This window comes from Roseovarius gahaiensis, from assembly GCF_011601345.1.
Lineage (GTDB): Bacteria > Pseudomonadota > Alphaproteobacteria > Rhodobacterales > Rhodobacteraceae > Roseovarius > Roseovarius gahaiensis.
Genome location: NZ_JAAORB010000050.1, coordinates 1 through 19,742, shown reverse-complemented (window position 1 = coordinate 19,742; position 19,742 = coordinate 1). Strand labels below are relative to the sequence as shown.

Below are 19,742 nucleotides of genomic sequence, written 5' to 3'. Positions count from 1 at the left end.
GCCGCCGGTGAGGGGGTATTTACGGATAACCAACAAACCCCGCAACCCCTTTTTGCACTCAAAGTCACATTTTTTTCGCAAACCGCTCTTAAACTGGGAAATTGCTTAAAAATCTTGCTGCGAATTAAAGGCCGCCACCCTGTCAACGACGTGTGGTCGGTCCGTGTGCTTGATATTTCTGCAGACCAGCGCCCGACTCGCACCCCCGACTCGGCCCGCCCTGTCGCGAGTCGAAGTCTTGAAACACCGCGAATCCGTTACGCGCGGCCACCCTTTAGACAAAGCCGCGCCCACAGGGCCTATGTATACTGTCTATTTACCGCGCGACGCGACTTGCTGCCCTCCCCGCCCCTGTCGCCGGCACCCGCATTAGGACCGGCATAGGAACGACCCAAGCGCGACAGGCCGGACAAAAGCCGCGCAAATACCAGATGCTGTCGCGAACGAACGATAGGCCCCCGCGCAGCCCGCCTATAAGTGGCGCGTTCATTTTGAAGGGACTGACATGAAAGCTGCCCTCCTTACCTCCTTTGGAACTGCCCCCAAGATCACCACCCTGGCCGATCCGGCCTGCCCACGCGATGGGGCCATCGTCGCGGTGCGCGCCTGTGGCGTGTGTCGATCCGATCATCACGCGTGGAAAGGTGCCGATCCTGATGTCGTGTTGCCGCATGTCATGGGGCATGAATTCTCGGGGGATGTGCTGGAGGTCGGGCCGGAATGCCACGACGTCCGTCCCGGTGACCGTGTCACCGCGCCGTTTATTCTGGGCTGCGGTGCCTGCCCCGATTGCCGCGCCGGGGAACCGACGATTTGCGACCACCAGCATGTCATCGGGTTTACCGGTTGGGGCGCTTTTGCCGAACGCATTGCGATCCCGCGCGCGGATTTCAATCTGGTCCACCTGCCCGACAGCGTCGGCTATCTTGCTGCCGCCGGGATGGGCTGCCGCGTCACAACCGCGTTCCGAGGCATTGTGGACCGCGCCAACATCCAACCGGGTGAGTGGCTGGCGGTGCATGGGTGTGGCGGGGTTGGATTATCGGCCATCATGATCGGCGCAGCCCTTGGCGCACGCGTCCTTGCGGTGGACATAAACCCGCTCGCTCTTGAAAAAGCCCCCCAGATGGGCGCAAACGCCGTGCTGGATGCAAGGACACGCGATGATGTCGGCGAAGCCGTGCGTGACATGACAGATGGCGGCGTGCATGTGTCTGTCGATGGTTTGGGCATCACGCAGACATTCCACAACTCTCTGCAAAGCCTGCGCAAAATGGGGCGTCACGTGCAGATCGGAATGCCCCTTGGTGGGCACGCCACACCATCCCTGCCCTTGCTGGATCTGGTCTATGCCCGCCAGATTACCCTGCACGGCACCCGCGGGATTGGCGCACACAGGTTTTCCGCCTTGTTCGACATGATCAGCGCCGGGCGTATGGACCCAAGCCGCCTGATCACCCGCACCATCGCGTTGTCGGACTTGCCTAATGCATTGTTGGACATGGATAATTTTCAAGGCTGTGGCGTCACGGTCATAGATCGGATGTCGGCATGAGGCCTGCCGCATTTTCGCCACATTTGACTGAGATCCTGAAGGGATAATCAAAGGCACCAGCCCGGTGTCATGGGCTGGTCTGCCGAAACCAACGCGCAAATGCGCCGAGCAGTAGACGGAGCGCCCCTATGGCTTCAACATCCCCAACCACTCAACCCCCGGCCCCACAACCCGCGCCGGCCTCTCAGTCACAAACACCGCAACCGGCCACGCAAAACGTGTCAAAGCAGGTGTTCAACGACTTCGCCAGCATCTGAGTGTCGCGCCGCGACCCTTAGTGCGAATAGCAAAGGCCGCCCCTGACACCAGAAGCGGCCTTTAATAGCGTAAAGCTGAACCGGCTTAGCCGACCAGTTCAAGCCCGGAGAAGAAGTACGCGATCTCTTCGGCTGCCGTCTCGGGCGCGTCCGAGCCGTGAACCGAGTTTTCGCCAACCGATTCCGCGAATTCAGCGCGGATCGTGCCAGCGGCCGCATCGGCAGGGTTGGTCGCGCCCATCACGTCGCGATTCTTGGCAATGGCGCCTTCACCTTCCAAAACCTGAACCACAACCGGGGCCGAGGCCATGAATTCGCACAGTTCGTCATAGAACGGGCGTTCTTTATGCACGGCGTAGAATTCACCGGCCTGCGCCTTGGTCAACTGAATCCGCTTCTGCGCGACAATACGCAGACCCGCGTCTTCGAACTTAGCGTTGATCTTGCCGGTCAGGTTGCGGGTGGTTGCATCGGGTTTGATGATGCTCAGCGTGCGTTCGACAGCCATATCAGCCTCTTTCTTTGGTAAAACCGGCACAGGCCCCTGCCCGCGCCCCAGATATCGCGGACCCGATAGCATGGGGGTGCCGCTTTGAAAAGCCGCGATTGACGGCTGCGCGCGATTGCGTCACACCGCGTCCATGCTGCGCATCAATGACATATCCTATTCCGTGGCGGGCCGCCCGCTGATCGAAAACGCAACCGTTTCCATCCCTGATGGACACAAGGTGGGCATCGTCGGGCGCAATGGCACCGGCAAAACCACGCTGTTCCGCCTGATCCGGGGCGAGTTGACGCTTGATACCGGGGACATCTCCCTGCCCTCGCGTGCGCGCATCGGTGGTGTCGCCCAAGAGGTGCCAAGCAACGAGGTGTCGCTGATCGACACGGTTCTGGCCGCAGATACCGAACGCGCCGCCCTTATGACAGAGGCCGACACCGCCACCGACGCCACCCGCATCGCGGATATTCAAACACGGCTGGCCGATATAGATGCATGGTCCGCCGAGGCCCGCGCCGCCAGTATTCTCAAGGGGTTGGGCTTTACCGACGCCGAACAGGCGCAACCGTGCAGCGCGTTTTCCGGTGGCTGGCGGATGCGCGTGGCCTTGGCCGCCGTGCTGTTCGCGCAGCCCGATCTGCTGTTGCTGGACGAGCCGACCAACTATCTCGACCTTGAGGGCGCTTTGTGGCTGGAAAGCTATCTGGCCCGCTATCCGCACACTGTTCTGGTGATCAGCCACGACCGCGGACTTCTCGACCGTGCTGTCGGGTCGATCCTGCATCTGGAAGACAAGCAACTTACGCTTTATCAAGGTGCGTATGAGAAATTCGCGGAAACCCGTGCGGCCCGTCTGGCCGTCGCCGCCTCCGAGGCCAAGAAGCAAGAGGCGCGGCGCGCGCATCTGCAAAGCTTTGTTGACCGTTTCCGCGCCAAGGCAAGCAAGGCGGTGCAGGCGCAATCGCGCCTCAAGATGATCGCCAAGCTCAAGCCGATCACGACGCCGCAAGAAGCGGCGCTCAAACGGTTCAGCTTTCCCGAGCCAGAAGAACTGTCGCCGCCCATTGTGCGGCTGGAAGGTGCCGCTGTCGGGTATGATGGAAAAGCGGTTCTGTCGCGGCTTGATCTGCGCATTGATCAGGATGATCGCATCGCACTCCTGGGCCGCAACGGTGAAGGAAAATCGACGTTTTCCAAGCTATTGGCAGGCAAACTTAATGTCATGGACGGGCAATTTCACTGCTCATCCAAACTGCGCGTCGGCTATTTCGCGCAGCATCAGGTGGAAGAGCTGCATCTGGATGAAACCCCGATTGACCATATCCGCCGCCTGCGCCCAAATGAAACACCTTCAAAATTGCGCGCGCGTCTTGGTGGATTCGGGGTGGGTGCCGAGCAAGCGGAAACACCTGTGGGGAAATTGTCGGGTGGGCAAAAAGCACGCCTGTCGCTCATGCTGGCCACGATTGACGCGCCGCATATGCTGATTCTGGACGAGCCGACGAACCATCTGGATATCGAAAGCCGCGAAGCCCTTGTCGAGGCTCTGACCGCCTATTCAGGTGCGGTGATCCTTGTCAGCCACGACATGCATTTGCTTAGCCTCGTGGCCGACCGGCTATGGCTGGTCAAAGATGGCCGCGTCGGGCCGTATGACGGTGATCTGGATAGCTACCGTGCCGTGCTGCTGGCCGGTGACAAGCCGGTGAAATCCAAACCTGACACGAAACCGGCCAAGCCCAAGAAGCCACCGCGCGACACAATCCTTGCCCTGCGCAATGACGTGAAGAAATGCGAACAACGCATTGATAAACTGAATGAAATGCACGAACGCGTCGCGGCCAAACTGGCCGATCCGGCGATCTACGAAGACACTTACGGCGTTGCCGAATGGCAAAAGAAATTTGCCGAAATCGAAGACGGTTTGGCACGTGCCGAAACCTTGTGGATGTCCGCACTGGAACGATTGGAAAATGCTGGCGGCTGACCGCGCAGGGCTTGCGCGCCGGCGCGTGGCCCCCTACCCCTGAAGCTATCCCTATTGGTCGGAGCCGGGAATGGACGTCAGTTTTCTGATCACCGCGTTTGTCACTTTGTTCGTCATCATCGACCCGATCGGGATGACCCCGTTGTTCGTTGCCCTGACCCAAGGCATGAACAGCACCAAACGCCGCGCCATCGCCGTGCGCGCCTGTATCACCTCGGTTCTGATCCTGATCGTTTTTGCCGCCTTCGGTGAGGCCGTGCTTGGGTTTATCGGAATTTCGATGCCCGCCTTCCGCATCGCCGGTGGTATCCTGTTGTTCCTGACCGCCTTGGACATGCTGTTCGAACGCCGCAGCAAGCGCCGCAAAGATCAGGCCAACGAAGCCGAGGAAGAAGACGACCACGATGATCCCTCGATCTTTCCACTGTCCATTCCGCTGATCGCAGGGCCCGGTTCGATCACATCGGTGATCTTGTTGGCCGGTCAAAAGCCCGGCCTTGAAGGCATGGCTTGGGTCAGCGGTGTGATGCTGGTCGTGGTGTTAATCGTGCTTGTGCTGTTTTTAATGGCGGGCCTTTTGGAACGCGCGCTTGGGCGCACAGGGATCAATGTGGTCACGCGTCTTTTAGGGATGCTGCTGGCGGCCTTGGCGGTGCAATTCGTACTGGATGGTTTGCGCGGCTTTGGCTTGGCCGGGTGATCTTTCCAATCCGCCGTCGGCCCCCTATATCCAGACCATGGACAATTTCGACACCGCCCGCCTGCTGTATCTCGCGCTTCTCGGAGGCGCGGTTTTACTTTGGTTTTTCGCACAAAACCGCGCCTCGCTTGGCAAGGTGACACAACAGGCCCTTGTTTGGGGGCTGATCTTTGTCGGTGTCATCGCGGCGGTTGGGCTGTGGGGCGATATCCGTCAGACTGTTCAACCCAGCCAAACCGTGCTCGCCCAAGGCGACCGGATCGAGCTGCCGCGCGCGCCCGATGGGCATTACTACCTAACCGCCCAAATCAACGGCACGCCGGTTCGTTTCGTGGTCGATACCGGAGCCAGCCAGATCGTGTTGACCCAAGATGATGCCCGCGCGGCCGGTCTGGATCTGTCCAACCTGATGTACGCAGGCCGTGCGTTTACGGCGAATGGAACGGTCCGAACCGCGCCGGTGCGCCTTGATCAAATCACCATTGGTTCAATCGCAGATCACGACGTGCGCGCCGTGGTGAACGAAGGAGAGATGGAACAATCGCTTTTGGGCATGGACTACCTGCAACGATTCTCAAGCGTGGAAATACGCGACGGCACCTTGTCCCTGACCCGCTAACGCGTTCGTCTTGAAACACATATCTCGGCGCACGCGAGCAAACCTGCGGCGGGTCACGCCAGCCCTTTGCGGTAAATGGTGCAGCGCGGAGCTGAGAGGCGCTCAGGGCAGCACGATGACAAAGATCCAGCTTCCGAAGATTTCTTCGGGAGTTGGATGCGATGAATGTCGGCTGTGCGGACTTTGCTGCCGGTCCTTCGATGCCCCGCTCGGAATCAAGGCCGAAGGCCGCCGAGCATCGCCGGGCCGCCCCCCGGCACGGCGATGGGTGGGTCATGGCACATATATCAGAAGTTACGCGCCAGTGGCTGGTATAAAGTGCATCAGCCCAGAGGGTGGATCGCCGCACCGCGGCCCGTCGCTGCGCGGCTCATGATTTCATGTCCAGCAAGGGCTCCAAGCCGTCATTGCGCTTCGAGCCCACTGCGGGTTCTCATGTGAATCATTTACTGCAAGGGGCCGGCCGGTCACGCCTCGGCCTTCTTTTCCCACCGGCCCGACGCCTCGGACCAATACTGCGCGGCACAACCTGCTGCGGTCAGGGATTTCCACTGACCCCGCGCTGCCTGCACTTGCTGATCGTTGTTGCCATCGAACAAAACACAGACCCGCTCCAGCCGTTTGACCTCGTCGGCGTCAACTGCGGCGCCGTCCACCGTCATCAGGCAGGCGGCCCCATTGGGCAAATCCGGCGCGGTGGTCAGCAAGACGGGTTGCTCCGCATCATGCGGTCCCCCGGCAAGACCATGGGGCAAAAACGCATCCTCGGGGCCTTGCCACAGCTTTTCGTCCAGCCACGCCATGCGTCCCGGATCGACGCCACGGATGGCCACGCGCCACCCCGCCTGCAGCGACTTGCCCACCAGCATGGGCAAAGTCGTCTCAAGCGGGTTCCGCGTCAGGTGATAGAAATAGGCCGCGCCCATCAGTCGGTTTCAAAACGCTGCGCCACAAGACGGTTCAACGCCATAACACCCCACCCCGAGGCCCCTTTGGGGGCATAGGTTGTCGGGGATTTGACATGCGCCACACCGGCAATATCCAGATGAATCCACGGCACACCGTCCTGCACAAAGCGTTGCAAGAACTGCGCCGCGGTGATCGACCCGGCTGGCCGCCCGCCCACATTTTTCATATCGGCGATGTCGGATTTCAGCATGTCTTCATAGGCCTGTGCCAGCGGCATCCGCCACGCGCCTTCGCCTTCGGTTTCGGCGGCTTTCAACATGCCGCCGCACAGCGCGTCGTCATTCGAAAACACACCAGCCTTTTCATGCCCCAGCCCGATGATAATCGCCCCGGTCAAGGTGGCCAGATCAACAATCGCAGAGGGTTTGTAGGTTTCCTGCGCGTACCACAACACGTCGGCCAAAACCATCCGCCCCTCGGCATCGGTGTTGATCACTTCAATCGTGTCGCCCTTCATCGAGGTGACCACATCGCCGGGGCGCGTCGCACGGTCCGAGGGCATGTTTTCCACCAGCCCGACAAGCCCCACCACATTGGCCTTGGCCTTGCGCCGCGCAAGCGCGTGCATCGTGCCGCAGACAACGCCCGCGCCGCCCATGTCCATTGTCATGTCTTCCATGCCAGCGGCCGGTTTCAGGCTGATGCCACCTGTGTCGAACACCACGCCTTTGCCCACCAGCGCCAATGGGGCCGCATCTTTTGCACCGCCCTGCCACTCCATCACCGCCAGTTTCGAGGGGCTGGCGCTGCCATGGCCCACCGACAAAAGCGCGCCCATGCCAAGGGCTTGCATCTCATCCTCGTCCAGAATGGTGATCTTTAGCCCCAGATCATCCATGCCCTGAACGCGGTTGGCAAATTCTGTCGTGGTCAGGTAATTTGCAGGCTCGCTGATCAGATCACGCGTCAGGAAAACGCCCTCGGCAACCGCCGCCAACGGCTCAAACGTCGCCTCTGCTGCGTGCGGGTCCGACACCATCACCCGCACATCACCGCAATCTTTGGCGTCACGGGATTTGCGATCGGTAAATTCATAGGTCCGCAACGCGACACCAAAAGCCAGTTCCGCCGCACGTTTGACTTGGCCCGCCATGATCAAAAGCTCTGCGCCACCTGCGGCCTTGGCGATCTCGACGCCCGCCTTTCGAGTGTCCAACGCATCGGCATTCCGTTCAAGGCACAGGACGTCCACCGCCTCGGCCTCGATACCGGCGGGCCATGCCAGCGTTTTGACCTGGCCCGATTTGACCTTGGTCCAACTGTCACTTTCGACAAAGCGCTTCACCGCCCCTTTGCAGAGCCGGTTCACCCGGCGCGCCGCCGTATCAAGCTTGCCGTCCGGGGTGACCACCACCACAACGCGACCGGCCGCTTTGGCGATCTCTTCGATATCGGTCTCAAAAAAATGGACGGCGACGGGCAGTGTCATGTGGCGGCTCCTTCATTCAGTTTGATCCGAGTCCTAGCGCGACACAGCCGACTTGACCAGTTAGCAGTTTTCCCCCGCGATCAATTCCGATACGTTGCGCAGCAAGACTGCTGCCTTGGGGGATAATGCGTGACCAAATTCGACAGATACATGCTGTCGCAATTCATGGTTTTGTTCGGTTTTTTTGCGCTTGTGCTGGTGTCCATCTTTTGGATCAACAAGGCCGTGCGCATGTTTGACCGGCTGATCGGGGATGGCCAGACCGCTTGGATTTTCCTTGAATTCACCGCCCTAACCTTGCCTGCCGTCATCGGTGTGGTTTTGCCAATCGCAGCCTTTGCCGCTTCGGTTTATGTCACCAACCGTCTGAGCACCGAAAGCGAACTGACCGTCATGCAGGCCACAGGGTATTCCCCTTGGCGGTTGATCCGACCGGCGTTGATATTCGGGCTGATCGTTGCGGCTATGATGTCCATGCTGACCCATGTTTTGATTCCGGCCAGTCAAAGCCAGTTGAATTTGCGGCAGGTTGAAATCAGTCAAAACGTGACGGCCAAACTGTTGACCGAGGGCGAGTTTTTGCACCCCTCGCCGGGAGTCACCTTTTACATTCGCGACATTACCCCAGAGGGTGAGCTGCGCAATGTCTTCATGTCGGACAGACGCAGCCGCGAAAGCCCGGTGACATATACGTCAAAGCGGGCCTATCTGGTCCAAGACGGCGGCGCGACGCAATTGGTGATGGTTGATGGCTTGTCACAAAACCTGCGGCCCGAGGGGAACCGGCTTTTTACCACCCATTTTGATGACTTTTCCTATGATATCAGCCGCATGCTGGTGGGCAGTCGATTGAACGTTGAAACCGTCGCCTACACGCAGACCCATGACTTGATCATGCGCCCCGACACGGTGGCCAAGCGCACCGGGGCCTCGGATGGTGAAATCGCGTTTGAGCTGCACAACAGGTTCGCGCAGGCGCTGATGTGTGTCATGGCGTCGGTGATTGGCTTTGCCACGTTGATGATCGGGGCCTACAGCCGGTTCGGGGTGTGGCGGCAAATCGTGCTCGCGTTCTTTCTTCTGGTGGCGATCAAACTTGTCGAGGGGGCCGTGTCGGGCAGTGTTCTGGGCAATGCGATCTTGTGGCCACTGATGTATCTGCCGGCCCTGATCGGTGGGCTGCTGACCGCCGGGATGCTGTCCATATCCGCCAACCCAAGCCTGCTGCGTCTATGGCGCACCCGGAAGACACCAGCACCGGAACCGGAGCGCGCGGCATGATTTTGCATCTCTATTTCGCGCGCCGTTTTTTCTGGACATTCGCTGGCGTATTCGGCGTGTTTTTCGTGCTGATGGCGCTGATTGACCTGATCAAGGAATTGCAGGATTTTCCAGATTTGCCCTTTGCGGACATCCTTGAAATCGTTCTTCTGAACGCTCCGATGTCCAATTACGAAATTCTGCCTTTGGTTATTATCCTAAGCAGCGTCGCCACCTTCATCAGGCTGGCGCGCAGTTCCGAGTTGGTGGTTGTCCGGGCCTCGGGGCGGTCGGCGTTGCGGGCCCTTGTCGCGCCGGTCACCGTCGCCGCGATGATCGGGCTTTTTGCCATCACCGTGTTCAATCCAATCGTTGCCGCCTCTTCAAAACGGTCCAATGATCTGGTCAGTTCCCACATGGGCGGCGGCATGACAGTGCTTGCCATAGCGATCGAAGGGCTGTGGCTGCGCCAAGGCGGCGAAGACGGGCAAACCGTGATCTACGCCGAGCAGGCAAGCTCGGATTTCAGCGTGCTTTACAACACAACGTTTTTGTCCTTTTCCCCGTCCGGCGATCCGATCAGCCGCATCAGTGCCGACGTGGCCAAACTGGCCGAGGGCGAATGGACACTTCAGGACGTGAAAAAATGGGACTTGTCCGGCAGCGACAACCCCGAAGCGACGGCAACGGCGCAAACCACGTTCGCGTTACCATCGGACCTGACCCAAGACCGTATCGCCGACAGCTTTGGCAAACCGGAATATGTCTCGCTTTGGAACTTGCCCGAATTCATCGCACAATTAGAGAATTCGGGATTTTCGGCCCGTCGCTATGCCGTTTGGTTTCATATGGAATTGGCCAGACCGCTGTTTTTGACAGCCCTGGTCATGGTTGCGGCCGGATTTACGATGCGCCATGCCCGGCTTGGCAATACCGGCGTGTCTGTTTTGGTCGCTGTCATGTTGGGCTTTGGATTGCATTACATCCGTAATTTTGCACAAATCTTGGGAGAAAACGGCCAAATCCCCGTGATGCTGGCCGCATGGGCGCCGCCCGCCGCATCCTTCTTGCTGGCGCTTGGGCTTTTATTGCATAGGGAGGAAGGATGACCCGTCTTTTTGTTCTTCTTCTAACCACCGCGCTTGCCGGTCCGGTGATGACACCGGCCCTCGTCAGTGCGCAAGGTGTCAGCCCCCAATCCACCGACAGCGCCAGCGCCGAAAACCAGCCTGCCATACTTGTCGCCGATGACGTTCAAATTACCGCCGATGACAAACTGGTGGCCAGCGGCAATGTCGAAGCCATGTTCGAGGGTCGCCGCCTGAAGGCGCGCAGCATCACCTACGACAGCACATCCGAAAGCCTGTCGATCGAGGGGCCAATGTCCCTGCAAGACGGTGACACAACGCTCATCCTCGCCGATCAGGCCGAGCTTGACCGGGACATGGCCAACGGGCTTTTGACCGGGGCCCGCATCGTGATGGACACCCAAGTGCAGCTTGCCGCCAATGCCATGGCACGGATTGATGGTCGGTATTCACAGCTTTACAAGGTTGCGGTGACGTCCTGCCGGGTCTGCGAAACCGGCCAGCCACCCCTTTGGCAAATCCGGGCGCGCCGCGTTGTCCACGATCAGGATGAACAGCAACTGTATTTCGATGACGCCCAGTTAAGGGTTCTGGACGTTCCGATCCTGTATCTGCCGCGCCTGAGGTTGCCTGATCCAACTCTGGAACGCGCCACCGGATTTTTGATCCCGTCCATTCAAAACTCATCGCTGTTGGGAACCGGGGTCAAGGTGCCCTACTTCATTCGCATGGGCGATCACCGTGACCTGACGTTGACCCCGTTTGTGACAGATAAAACCCGCACTTTGGAATTGCGCTACCGGCAGGCTTTCGTGAACGGCGACCTGACGATCAACGGCGCAATCAGCGACGATGATCTGCGCGGTTCATCGACCCGTGGGTATCTGTTTGCCGAAGGCGAGTTTGACCTCAAGAACGATTTCAAACTGACGTTTGATATCGAATACACCAGCGACGACACCTACTTGCTGGGATATGGCTATTCGTGGAAAGACCGGCTCGACAGTGAAATCGCGATCGAACGCGCCCGACGCGACGAATACATTCGCGGAGCGATCACCGCGTTCGATTCGCTGCGCCCCGGTGAAAGCAACACCACCCTGCCGACGCTTGCGGGCAATTTCGATTACGAACGCCGTCTGCATCCGTCCCGTCTGGGCGGTGAAATTCGCTTGGGCGCATCCATGCACGGGCATCGCCGCACATCGAACTTGCGCACCGATGGTGCGGATTTAGATCCGTGGGCCGACGGCCGCGATCTGGCGCGGATGACCGTCAGCGCAGACTGGATTCGCAGTTGGACATTACCCGCAGGCGTGTTGGCCCGGTTTCAGACCGGTGTCGCCGCCGACGCCTTCCGCGTGGTCCAAGGTGGCGGTCTAAGCGCCGCCCGCGCGACCGAAGTCACACCCAGCACATCGGTTCGGCTGCGTTGGCCATGGATCAAGGCAACACCGGGCGGGGCCACCCATGTGATCGAGCCGGTGTTGCAAATGTCATGGGTCGGCGGGTCGAACCCGAATATCCCCAATGACGAAAGCACCTTGATCGAGTTTGACGAGGGCAACCTGTTTTCCATGTCACGCTTTACTGCGCCAGATCGGCGCGAACGTGGCTTAAGCGGCGCTTACGGCGTCCGCTGGACGCGCCACGACCCCAAAGGCTGGGAAAGCACGCTGGCCATTGGCCAAGTCGTGCGTGAAACCCCACAGACCGAGTATAACGGGCTTGACAGCTTCACCGACAGTTCCGGCCTGCGTGACAAGTTTTCCGATGTCATGGTCGCCGGTCAACTCAAATTATTCGATGGATTGACGTTAACCGGGCGCGGGCTGTTTGATGACGGTTTAAGCACCACCAAAGCCGAAGCGCGCGCCAGTTGGGAAAATGACCGCACCAATCTGGCGGCAACCTATATCTGGCTGCGCAAGGATCCGCGTGAAAATCGTGTCGGGGATATTTCGGAATGGTCGATTGATGGCAGCTATCGCTTTTCGCGGCATTTGACCGGCAGCGCCCAGTGGCGCTATGACGTGGCCAGCGACAACAAGGTCTATGCGGGCCTTGGTATGACCTACACAAATGAATGTATGGAAATCGCGCTAAAGGCCTCGCGTCGCTTCACCACTTCTACTATCCTGACACCATCGACAGATATCAGCGTCACCGTTGGCTTGCGCGGCTTCACCGCCAAGGCCGACGACCAAAGCTATGTCCGCAAATGCAAGAACTAGGCAACATGAGACACATAATGCGCAAATTCCTGGCCGCAATCGCCCTTCCCGCCGCAATGGCCGCAGCGACAGCCGTGTCGGTTTCCAGTCCTGCTTGGGCACAGAACATGTTTGCGCCCGCAATCAAGGTGAACGACCAAGTGATCACCGGGTTTGAGCTTGAGCAACGCGCGCAAATGCTGACCTTGTTCAACGCCCCCGGTGACCCGCAGAAGCTGGCGCGCGAACAGTTGATCGAAGATCGGTTGAAACTGGACGCCGCCGAAACGATCGGTGTTGTGCTGGAAAACGCCGAAGTTGAGGCCGGAATGGAAGAGTTCGCAGGCCGCGCCGACATGAGCGCCGAAGAATTCACCCGTGCCCTTGAAGGGGCCGGTGTGGCACAACAAAGCTTTCGGGATTTCGTGCGCGCGGGCCTTGCATGGCGCGAAGTCGTGGGCGCGCGTTTTGCGCCCCGCGTTTCGGTCGATCAAACCGACATTGAGCGTGCGCGTGCCGCCCTTGGCAGTGGCAGCGGCGGTGTCCGTGTTTTGCTGTCAGAATTGATCATGCCCCTGCAACCCGGACAGGAACAGGCCATTCAGGACCGTGCCACCCGCATTTCCGAGCTGGACAGCGTGGCAGCCTTTTCGGCCCAAGCACGCCAATATTCCGCCGCGCCTTCGGCACAGCGGGGCGGCAGAATGGACTGGATGCCGATCACCAACCTGCCCCCGCAGCTGCGCCCGATTATTCTGGGTCTTGGGCCGGGCGAAGTCAGTGATCCCCTACCGATCCCCGATGCAATCGCGCTGTTTCAACTGCGCGACATCGAAGAAACCAATGCGCCTGATCGCGAATATGCGGCCATAGAATACGCGGCCTATTACATTTCGGGTGGACGCTCGGAACAGGCACTGGCCCGCGCCAAGCAGGTCGAAAACAACACCGATGTCTGTGACGACCTCTATGGCATCGCCAAGGACCAGCCGCCCGAAGTGTTAGAGCGTGGATCGCGCGCGCCGGACGAAATCCCGCAGGACATTGCCATTGAACTGGCCAAGCTGGACCCCGGCGAAGTCTCGACCGCGCTGACGCGGTCAAACGGGCAGACCTTGGTCTTGTTGATGCTGTGTGGCCGCACGCCCGAGCTCGAAGGCGAAGGGCCGTCGAACGAAGAGCTTGGGGTCATGATCCGCAATCAACGCATCGATTCCTTTGCCGACGGCTATTTGGAACAGTTGCGCGCCGAAGCCCGGATCGTCGATCTGGAATGACCGCTCCCGTTGCGCTTAGTTGTGGCGAACCGGCGGGTATCGGCCCGGAACTGGCAGCCGCCGCATGGGACGCGCTGCGCGACACCTTGCCTTTCGCTTTGATCGGCGATCCCGCGCATGTGCCAGCACATATCCCGGTTGCGCTGATTGACGACCTGTCCCAAACACAAGACGCCGCGCGCACCGCCCTGCCGGTTTTGCCACATGAATTTGCCGGGCCGCTCAGCCATGGCACGCCAAACCCAGACCATGCCCAAGGCGTGATCGACGTGATCGCGCGTGGTGTTGATCTGGTGCGCTCGGGCAATGCCTCGGCGCTATGCACGGCGCCTATTCACAAGAAAGCCCTGCAAGACGGGGCACATTTCGCATATCCCGGCCACACCGAATATCTGGCAGCCCTTGCCGGGGTGGACCGCGTGGTGATGATGTTGGCCAGCCCCGCCTTGCGGGTTGTGCCCACTACCATCCACATTCCGCTGGCGCAGGTATCCGACGCCCTAACGCCCTCGGTGTTGCGCGACACATTGCTGATCACCCACGCCGCGTTGATCCGCGATTTCGGTTTGGCCGCGCCGCGGATCGCGGTGGCGGGCCTCAACCCGCATGCCGGTGAAGGCGGAAGCATGGGCCGCGAAGACATCGAAGTGATCGCGCCCGTGTTGCACGAGTTGCGCGCGCAGGGGCTGGATCTGCGTGGCCCGATGTCCGCCGATACCATGTTTCACGACCGCGCCCGCGCGACCTATGATGCGGCTGTGTGCATGTATCATGATCAGGCGCTGATCCCGATCAAGACGCTGGATTTTGACCGCGGGGTCAATGTGACGCTTGGCCTGCCCTTTATCCGCACTTCGCCGGATCACGGCACCGCGCTGGATATCGCGGGCCAAGGTGTGGCCAATCCCAGTTCGATGATCGAAGCGCTTAGACTGGCACAGACCATGGCGCAGGCCGGGACAACACCAGCATGAGCGCAATCGACACCCTGCCGCCGCTGCGCGAGGTCATTGCCGCGCATGGCCTATCGGCGCGTAAATCCTTGGGGCAGAACTTTTTGCTTGATCTCAACCTCACCGCCAAAATCGCGCGGCAGGCTGGTGATTTGACAGGGGCGGATGTGCTGGAAATTGGCCCCGGCCCCGGCGGTTTGACCCGTGGATTGCTGGCCGAAGGGGCGCGGCGCGTTCTGGCGGTTGAAAAAGACACACGCTGCCTGCCCGCCCTTGAGGAAATTGCCCAAGCCTATCCCGGCCGCCTGACGGTGCTGAATGATGATGCGCTGAAGATAGATCCACTTGCGCATCTGACCCCGCCGATCAAAATCGTGGCCAACCTGCCCTACAATGTCGGCACCGAGTTGTTGATCCGATGGCTGACCCCCGCCAAATGGCCCCCGGTCTGGGACAGCCTGACATTGATGTTTCAGCGCGAAGTGGCCGAACGGATCGTCGCGCGCCCTGGCTCCAAGGCCTATGGGCGGCTGGCCTTGCTGGCGCAGTGGCGCTGCGATGCGCAGATTGTAATGCACCTGCCGCCCTCGGCCTTTACGCCGCCACCCAAAGTGTCCAGTGCGGTGGTGCATGTCACCGCCCTGCCCGCGCCACGCTATCCGGCCAACCCTGCGATATTGGAACGTGTGGTCGCGCAGGCCTTCAATCAACGCCGAAAAATGCTACGCTCGGCTCTCAAGGGCATGGCCCCGGATATCGAAAAGCACTTGAAGGCTGCAGGCATCACCCCCACGGACCGCGCGGAAACCATTGGGCTGGAACAATTTTGCGCCCTCGCCCGTAGTCTCGAAAACATACGGTCGTCGTTCAAACCGCCTGTCTGACACACCAGATGTCCTGTCCCGAAAAACTCTCAGCGCGCAATCACGATATCGGCCCGCAATCCACCAAGCCGCGCGCTTTCACCAAGGCGCAGGGTGCCACCATGGGCCCGCGCCGTATCCAACGCGATGGACAGGCCCAACCCCACGCCTGTCGCCTTGTTCTGATTGCGTGCAGGATCCAAGCGCGCAAACGGTTTGGTCGCCTCCTCGCGCCGGTCAGGCGGGATACCCGGCCCATCATCCTCGACCCTGATGCGTAGGGTCTTTTCCGTCAGCAATACCGAAACCTCGGCCCGCGTGCCGTAGCGCACCGCATTATTGATCAGGTTCTCAACCGCGCGGCGAATTGCATTTTCACGCAACATCACCTCGCCCGCGCCCTTCGCTTCCCCCAGTTCGGCAGCGATGCCGCCTCTCTGACTATCCTCGACGATCCGACGGACCAACTGCATAGGATCAACCGGCTTGGGCTGGCCTTCTTGGGCGCCGCGCGCAAAATCCAGAAACTCGTCCAGCAACCGCTCCATGTCCGACACGTCCTGTTCCATCAGCGCGCGGTCCTCATGATCCAGCATCGACAGGCTTAGCTTTAGCCGGGTCAGCGGTGTGCGCATGTCATGGCTGACCCCCGACAACATCAAAGTGCGCTGTTCGATCTGCCGTTCGATCCGGGCGCGCATATCCAAAAACGCGTGCCCCGCCGCGCGCACCTCGATGGCCCCTGCGGGCCGATACGCCACGTGGCGCCCCCGTCCAAAGGCTTCGGCCGCGCGCGCCAAACGGGTAATTGGCCGCAACTGATTGCGCAGGTAAAAGAACGCGATCACTGTCATTAACACCCCGAAAAACACCATGTTCACAAACAATTGGTGGGCGTTGGGTGCCGAGACCCGCTTGCGGTCTATACTCAGCCGCCATACGCTGTCTGGCTGCTTGAAATAAAGATGGACCAAATGATCATCGGGCAACTCGACCACTTGCAACTCTGGCAACAAGCGTTGCAATTCCCGGATGACGATGATCCCGGTGAAATCATACCATCTGCGTTGATGCTCGCGCGGGCGCATATCGTCAGGCACCGGCAGCACCCCGATTTGAAGCGTAAGGGCATTGCGGGTGCGCGCCACCTCTTCGGCCGGAAGGTCCGAGTCGAGAATGAGGTTGATTTCACGGCTCACCGCCGTTGTCATCTGCTTGGTCACGCCTTCAAAATAGCGTTGAATGAAAACAACCGTCACAACAAGAAAAACACTCACAACCGGCAAAAGCAGGATAAGGATGGCCCGGCCATACAGGCTCCGCGGCGTGTAGGATTTAAGCCAGCTGAACGACATGAGCCAAACCTATCCCCGCACCACCACAGAGGGAAGCCCAATGACACCCGATAACAGCTTTCATCCCCGCCCCGGTCAGCCCGAACCCGTGGGACAGGATATCAGGCGCATCCTTGCCCCGAATCCCTCACCGATGACGTTTCGCGGGACCAATACCTATATGCTGGGGCAACGCGGGCTGGCCGTCATTGATCCCGGCCCCGATGATTCGACGCATTTGCAGGCTATTTTGGATGCCGTCGGACCGGGGCAGCGGATCACGCATATTCTTGTGACCCACGCGCATCTCGATCACTCTCCTCTGGCCACGCGTTTGTCGGTGGCGACTGGCGCACCGGTGATGGCCTATGGCCCAGCCTCGGCAGGACGTAGTGCCGTGATGCAAAACCTTGCCAACGCAGGCTTGCGCGATGGTGGCGAAGGCATCGACCATGCCTTTTCACCCGATCACGCGCTGGCGGATGGACAGGAGATCGTCGGCGACGGCTGGCGCATCACGGCCCATTGGACACCGGGGCATTTGGGCAATCATATGTGCTTTGCCACGGGCAATGCGGTGTTTACCGGCGATCTGGTGATGGGCTGGGCCAGCTCGCTGGTGTCTCCGCCCGATGGTGACCTGACCGATTTCATGGCCTCCTGCGAACGGCTGCGCCAGATTCCGGCGCGCGTGTTTCATTCCGGTCACGGCTCCCCGATCGACGCCCCGCAAGCCCGGCTGGACTGGCTGATATCGCACCGCCAAAGCCGCGAGGCCGCCATCCTTGCCCATTTGCGCAACGGCCCGTGCGACGCTGCAAGCCTTGCACAGGCCATCTACACCGAAACGCCACCCGCCCTCCTGCCCGCGGCCACTCGCAACATGCTGGCGCACCTCATTGATCTTATGGGTAAAAATCAGGTTTCGCCCCTTGAAACCTTATCACCAAACAGCCGTTTTCGACTGCAGGCAAAAGCCCAGAAAGAAGTTTGAATTTTTTGTCACAATACCTCTGGACGCCGCACCAGCCTGTTGCTATACGCCACATCGTGTTCCGGCGTAGCTCAGCGGTAGAGCAGTTGACTGTTAATCAATTGGTCGTAGGTTCGATCCCTACCGCCGGAGCCAATTTAACCAAGTCGCTGATTTAGAACGATTTTTCGACCGCGAGTCGAAGATCTTTCGGTTTGGCACGATTCCTGTCCCTTCGCCTGGCACAAACGCTGGCACAGGAGCCGCAGACATGCAGGCCAAGCTCAGAACCCAACAACATCTCGAATACCGTCCCACGGGCTTTCATTGGCGTCGTCGCTGGCCGAGCCGAATCCGAAAAATCTGCGATTCCCAAAAAAAATCTTTTCTGCTCTTTTCGCTCCGCTCCCACGTCATCCCCGACGCGAAGGCGCTGGCTCAGAAACTCACCCTTCTGAGCGATATCGCCTTCGCAGGAGTGACGGAGAGAACGATGGCGATCGCCCCAGACATCATGGAAAGGCTCCTTGTGGAGTTGTGTCGCTTCCTGATCGAGGCGGCCGATGTTGCGCGCGAGACGGCCCCGGCCCGTAGCGCCGAGACCGCAGCCTACGAGCTTGCATGTGCCAATGCGGCCGTGGACAGCCTTCGAACTGCAATCGCCACCCGGGACCGTGAGGTAGCCCGCGCGCCGGTTCAGGCTGTCGCGGCACGGCTGGGCGTCACGCTCGATGAAGACGATCCCGACTGGCGTCGCCTTGCCTTCCGCGCCTTACGTGTCATGCTGGATGCCGAGCAAGAGAACCAGCGCCGCGATCAGGGAGAATTCGAAGCCCCATCCGCCGTTTTCCAGACCGCGCGGGCGATCGTCGAGGCACCCCGGGCGGGCGCGGAAGCGTTTTCCACTGCCCCGTGTAGGTCAATGCCGCTCGGGAGTGGCTATGTAGCTGATATGGCCCCGTCCCCAGCCGCATGCGCTGCACACCCACCGGCGCAGGCAGAAATCGCATCGGTCGAGCCAGACAGTGCCAATGCGCCGCGTTCCGCTCAGGGGGCACCCGAATCTGCGACAAGGCCGACTGAGGTCGCAGCCGCTCAGGAAAACGATCCCGCCTGCCCGAGCCTCACAAAGGGCGCGCAGATCTACATCGATCTGCGCAGCCAAGGATACAAGAGCTTCAAGCCAAGCGAACAAAGGAACGAAAAGGCTGGGGCCAGCTGGGCGCGCAATACCGCGCCGAATGTGCGTTCGACCGCCTGCCTCATGTCAAGGATCTTCGGCGACAAACCCTTCAGCGCAATCAATGATACCGACCTGAAGGACGCTTGGGAACTCCTCGACCGCCTACCTCGCTCCTATCAGGCCAGGACCTCGAAACTTTCGCCGAAAGAGGCCGCGAACGAGGCGGATGCAACCGAAAAACGCAACCAGGAGATCACCCGCGCACGGCTTAAGAAAAAGGGAGCCAGCCCCGGCAAGATCGAATCCGCGATACTGAACGACCGCCTCCCGCGTCTGAGAACGGCCACGATCTATCGGCACATGCAGGATTTTCAGCGGATTTGCATCTGCATGAAGAAAAAGGGACATATCACGATCAATATCATGGAAGACCATATCTGGGATTCGGCCGAATATCTGCGCCGTGAAACACTCGAAGAAGACAACGAGCGTCTGACCTGGTGTGTCAATGTGCATTCAAAACTGACCCGGTGTGATCATCCAAAAATGACCCACCCCGGAGGTGGCAAAGCCCACAGGC

General features: G+C 59.9%; 16 protein-coding genes and 1 tRNA gene. 13 read left to right on the top strand and 4 right to left on the bottom strand.

Translation table 11 applies throughout. The features are described 5' to 3' along the window. Positions 1–505 precede the first annotated feature (505 nt). Positions 506–1,555, top strand: coding sequence for a zinc-dependent alcohol dehydrogenase family protein (locus tag HAT86_RS15465; protein ID WP_167199917.1), 1,050 nt, complete (start codon positions 506–508; stop codon positions 1,553–1,555). Positions 1,556–1,897: 342 nt separating this feature from the next. Here the strand turns inward: HAT86_RS15465 and ndk are convergent, their stop codons facing one another. Beyond that, complete coding sequence (ndk, locus tag HAT86_RS15460) at positions 1,898–2,320, bottom strand: nucleoside-diphosphate kinase (RefSeq protein WP_167199923.1); 423 nt, start codon at positions 2,318–2,320, stop codon at positions 1,898–1,900. A 133-nt stretch (positions 2,321–2,453) separates the two neighbouring features. Here ndk and HAT86_RS15455 point away from each other — a divergent pair, with 133 nt between their 5' ends. The 3 genes from HAT86_RS15455 (at position 2,454) to HAT86_RS15445 (ending at position 5,620) form a co-directional block, all read left to right on the top strand. Continuing rightward, positions 2,454–4,301, top strand: coding sequence for an ABC-F family ATP-binding cassette domain-containing protein (locus HAT86_RS15455; protein WP_167199914.1), 1,848 nt, complete (start codon positions 2,454–2,456; stop codon positions 4,299–4,301). A gap of 70 nt (positions 4,302–4,371) precedes the next feature. Then, positions 4,372–5,001 carry a MarC family protein gene (locus HAT86_RS15450; protein ID WP_167199911.1) on the top strand — a complete coding sequence of 210 codons (630 nt, stop codon included), beginning with the start codon at positions 4,372–4,374 and terminating at the stop codon, positions 4,999–5,001. A 37-nt stretch (positions 5,002–5,038) separates the two neighbouring features. Then, positions 5,039–5,620, top strand: a complete 582-nt coding sequence (locus HAT86_RS15445) for a retropepsin-like aspartic protease family protein (RefSeq protein WP_167199908.1) — start codon at positions 5,039–5,041, stop codon at positions 5,618–5,620. A 467-nt stretch (positions 5,621–6,087) separates the two neighbouring features. On the opposite strand, the gene HAT86_RS15440 is transcribed toward HAT86_RS15445, so the two are convergent. Together HAT86_RS15440 and HAT86_RS15435 are read right to left on the bottom strand one after the other, a co-directional pair. After that, positions 6,088–6,546: a DNA polymerase III subunit chi gene (locus HAT86_RS15440; protein ID WP_167199905.1), complete on the bottom strand. Its 459-nt coding sequence runs from the start codon at positions 6,544–6,546 to the stop codon at positions 6,088–6,090. After that, positions 6,546–8,018, bottom strand: coding sequence for a leucyl aminopeptidase (locus HAT86_RS15435; RefSeq protein ID WP_167199902.1), 1,473 nt, complete (start codon positions 8,016–8,018; stop codon positions 6,546–6,548). The genes HAT86_RS15440 and HAT86_RS15435 overlap by 1 nt, the downstream gene beginning before the upstream one ends. Before the next feature lie 129 nt (positions 8,019–8,147). Between HAT86_RS15435 and lptF the strand changes: the two genes are divergently transcribed. The 6 genes from lptF to rsmA are packed head-to-tail and all read left to right on the top strand — an operon-like array spanning position 8,148 to position 15,693. Beyond that, entirely contained in the window at positions 8,148–9,299 is a 1,152-nt protein-coding gene (lptF, locus tag HAT86_RS15430) for an LPS export ABC transporter permease LptF (protein WP_167199899.1), read from the top strand. Beyond that, positions 9,296–10,387, top strand: coding sequence for an LPS export ABC transporter permease LptG (lptG, locus tag HAT86_RS15425; protein WP_167199896.1), 1,092 nt, complete (start codon positions 9,296–9,298; stop codon positions 10,385–10,387). The genes lptF and lptG overlap by 4 nt, the downstream gene beginning before the upstream one ends. Further along, positions 10,384–12,600: an LPS-assembly protein LptD gene (locus HAT86_RS15420; RefSeq protein ID WP_231125935.1), complete on the top strand. Its 2,217-nt coding sequence runs from the start codon at positions 10,384–10,386 to the stop codon at positions 12,598–12,600. Before lptG ends, HAT86_RS15420 begins: the two co-directional genes overlap by 4 nt. A gap of 17 nt (positions 12,601–12,617) precedes the next feature. Further along, entirely contained in the window at positions 12,618–13,856 is a 1,239-nt protein-coding gene (locus tag HAT86_RS15415; RefSeq protein ID WP_167199893.1) for a peptidylprolyl isomerase, read from the top strand. Further along, a complete protein-coding gene (pdxA, locus tag HAT86_RS15410) occupies positions 13,853–14,830 on the top strand; it encodes a 4-hydroxythreonine-4-phosphate dehydrogenase PdxA (protein ID WP_167199890.1) in 978 nt (325 codons plus the stop codon). The genes HAT86_RS15415 and pdxA overlap by 4 nt, the downstream gene beginning before the upstream one ends. Further along, the gene (gene rsmA / locus HAT86_RS15405; protein WP_167199887.1) at positions 14,827–15,693 is read left to right on the top strand and encodes a 16S rRNA (adenine(1518)-N(6)/adenine(1519)-N(6))-dimethyltransferase RsmA; all 867 of its coding nucleotides are present in this window, start codon (positions 14,827–14,829) and stop codon (positions 15,691–15,693) included. Before pdxA ends, rsmA begins: the two co-directional genes overlap by 4 nt. A gap of 29 nt (positions 15,694–15,722) precedes the next feature. Here the strand turns inward: rsmA and HAT86_RS15400 are convergent, their stop codons facing one another. Next, positions 15,723–17,027: an ATP-binding protein gene (locus HAT86_RS15400; RefSeq protein ID WP_167199884.1), complete on the bottom strand. Its 1,305-nt coding sequence runs from the start codon at positions 17,025–17,027 to the stop codon at positions 15,723–15,725. Between the two features lie 40 nt (positions 17,028–17,067). On the opposite strand from HAT86_RS15400, the gene HAT86_RS15395 reads away from it, so the two are divergent. From HAT86_RS15395 to HAT86_RS15385, 3 genes are all read left to right on the top strand, one after another. After that, positions 17,068–18,000: an MBL fold metallo-hydrolase gene (locus HAT86_RS15395; RefSeq protein WP_167199881.1), complete on the top strand. Its 933-nt coding sequence runs from the start codon at positions 17,068–17,070 to the stop codon at positions 17,998–18,000. Positions 18,001–18,060: 60 nt separating this feature from the next. Continuing rightward, positions 18,061–18,135 (top strand) — tRNA-Asn (locus HAT86_RS15390). Positions 18,136–18,250: 115 nt separating this feature from the next. Next, positions 18,251–19,742: hypothetical protein (locus HAT86_RS15385; RefSeq protein ID WP_196780629.1), on the top strand; the 1,492-nt coding region annotated here is incomplete at its 3' end.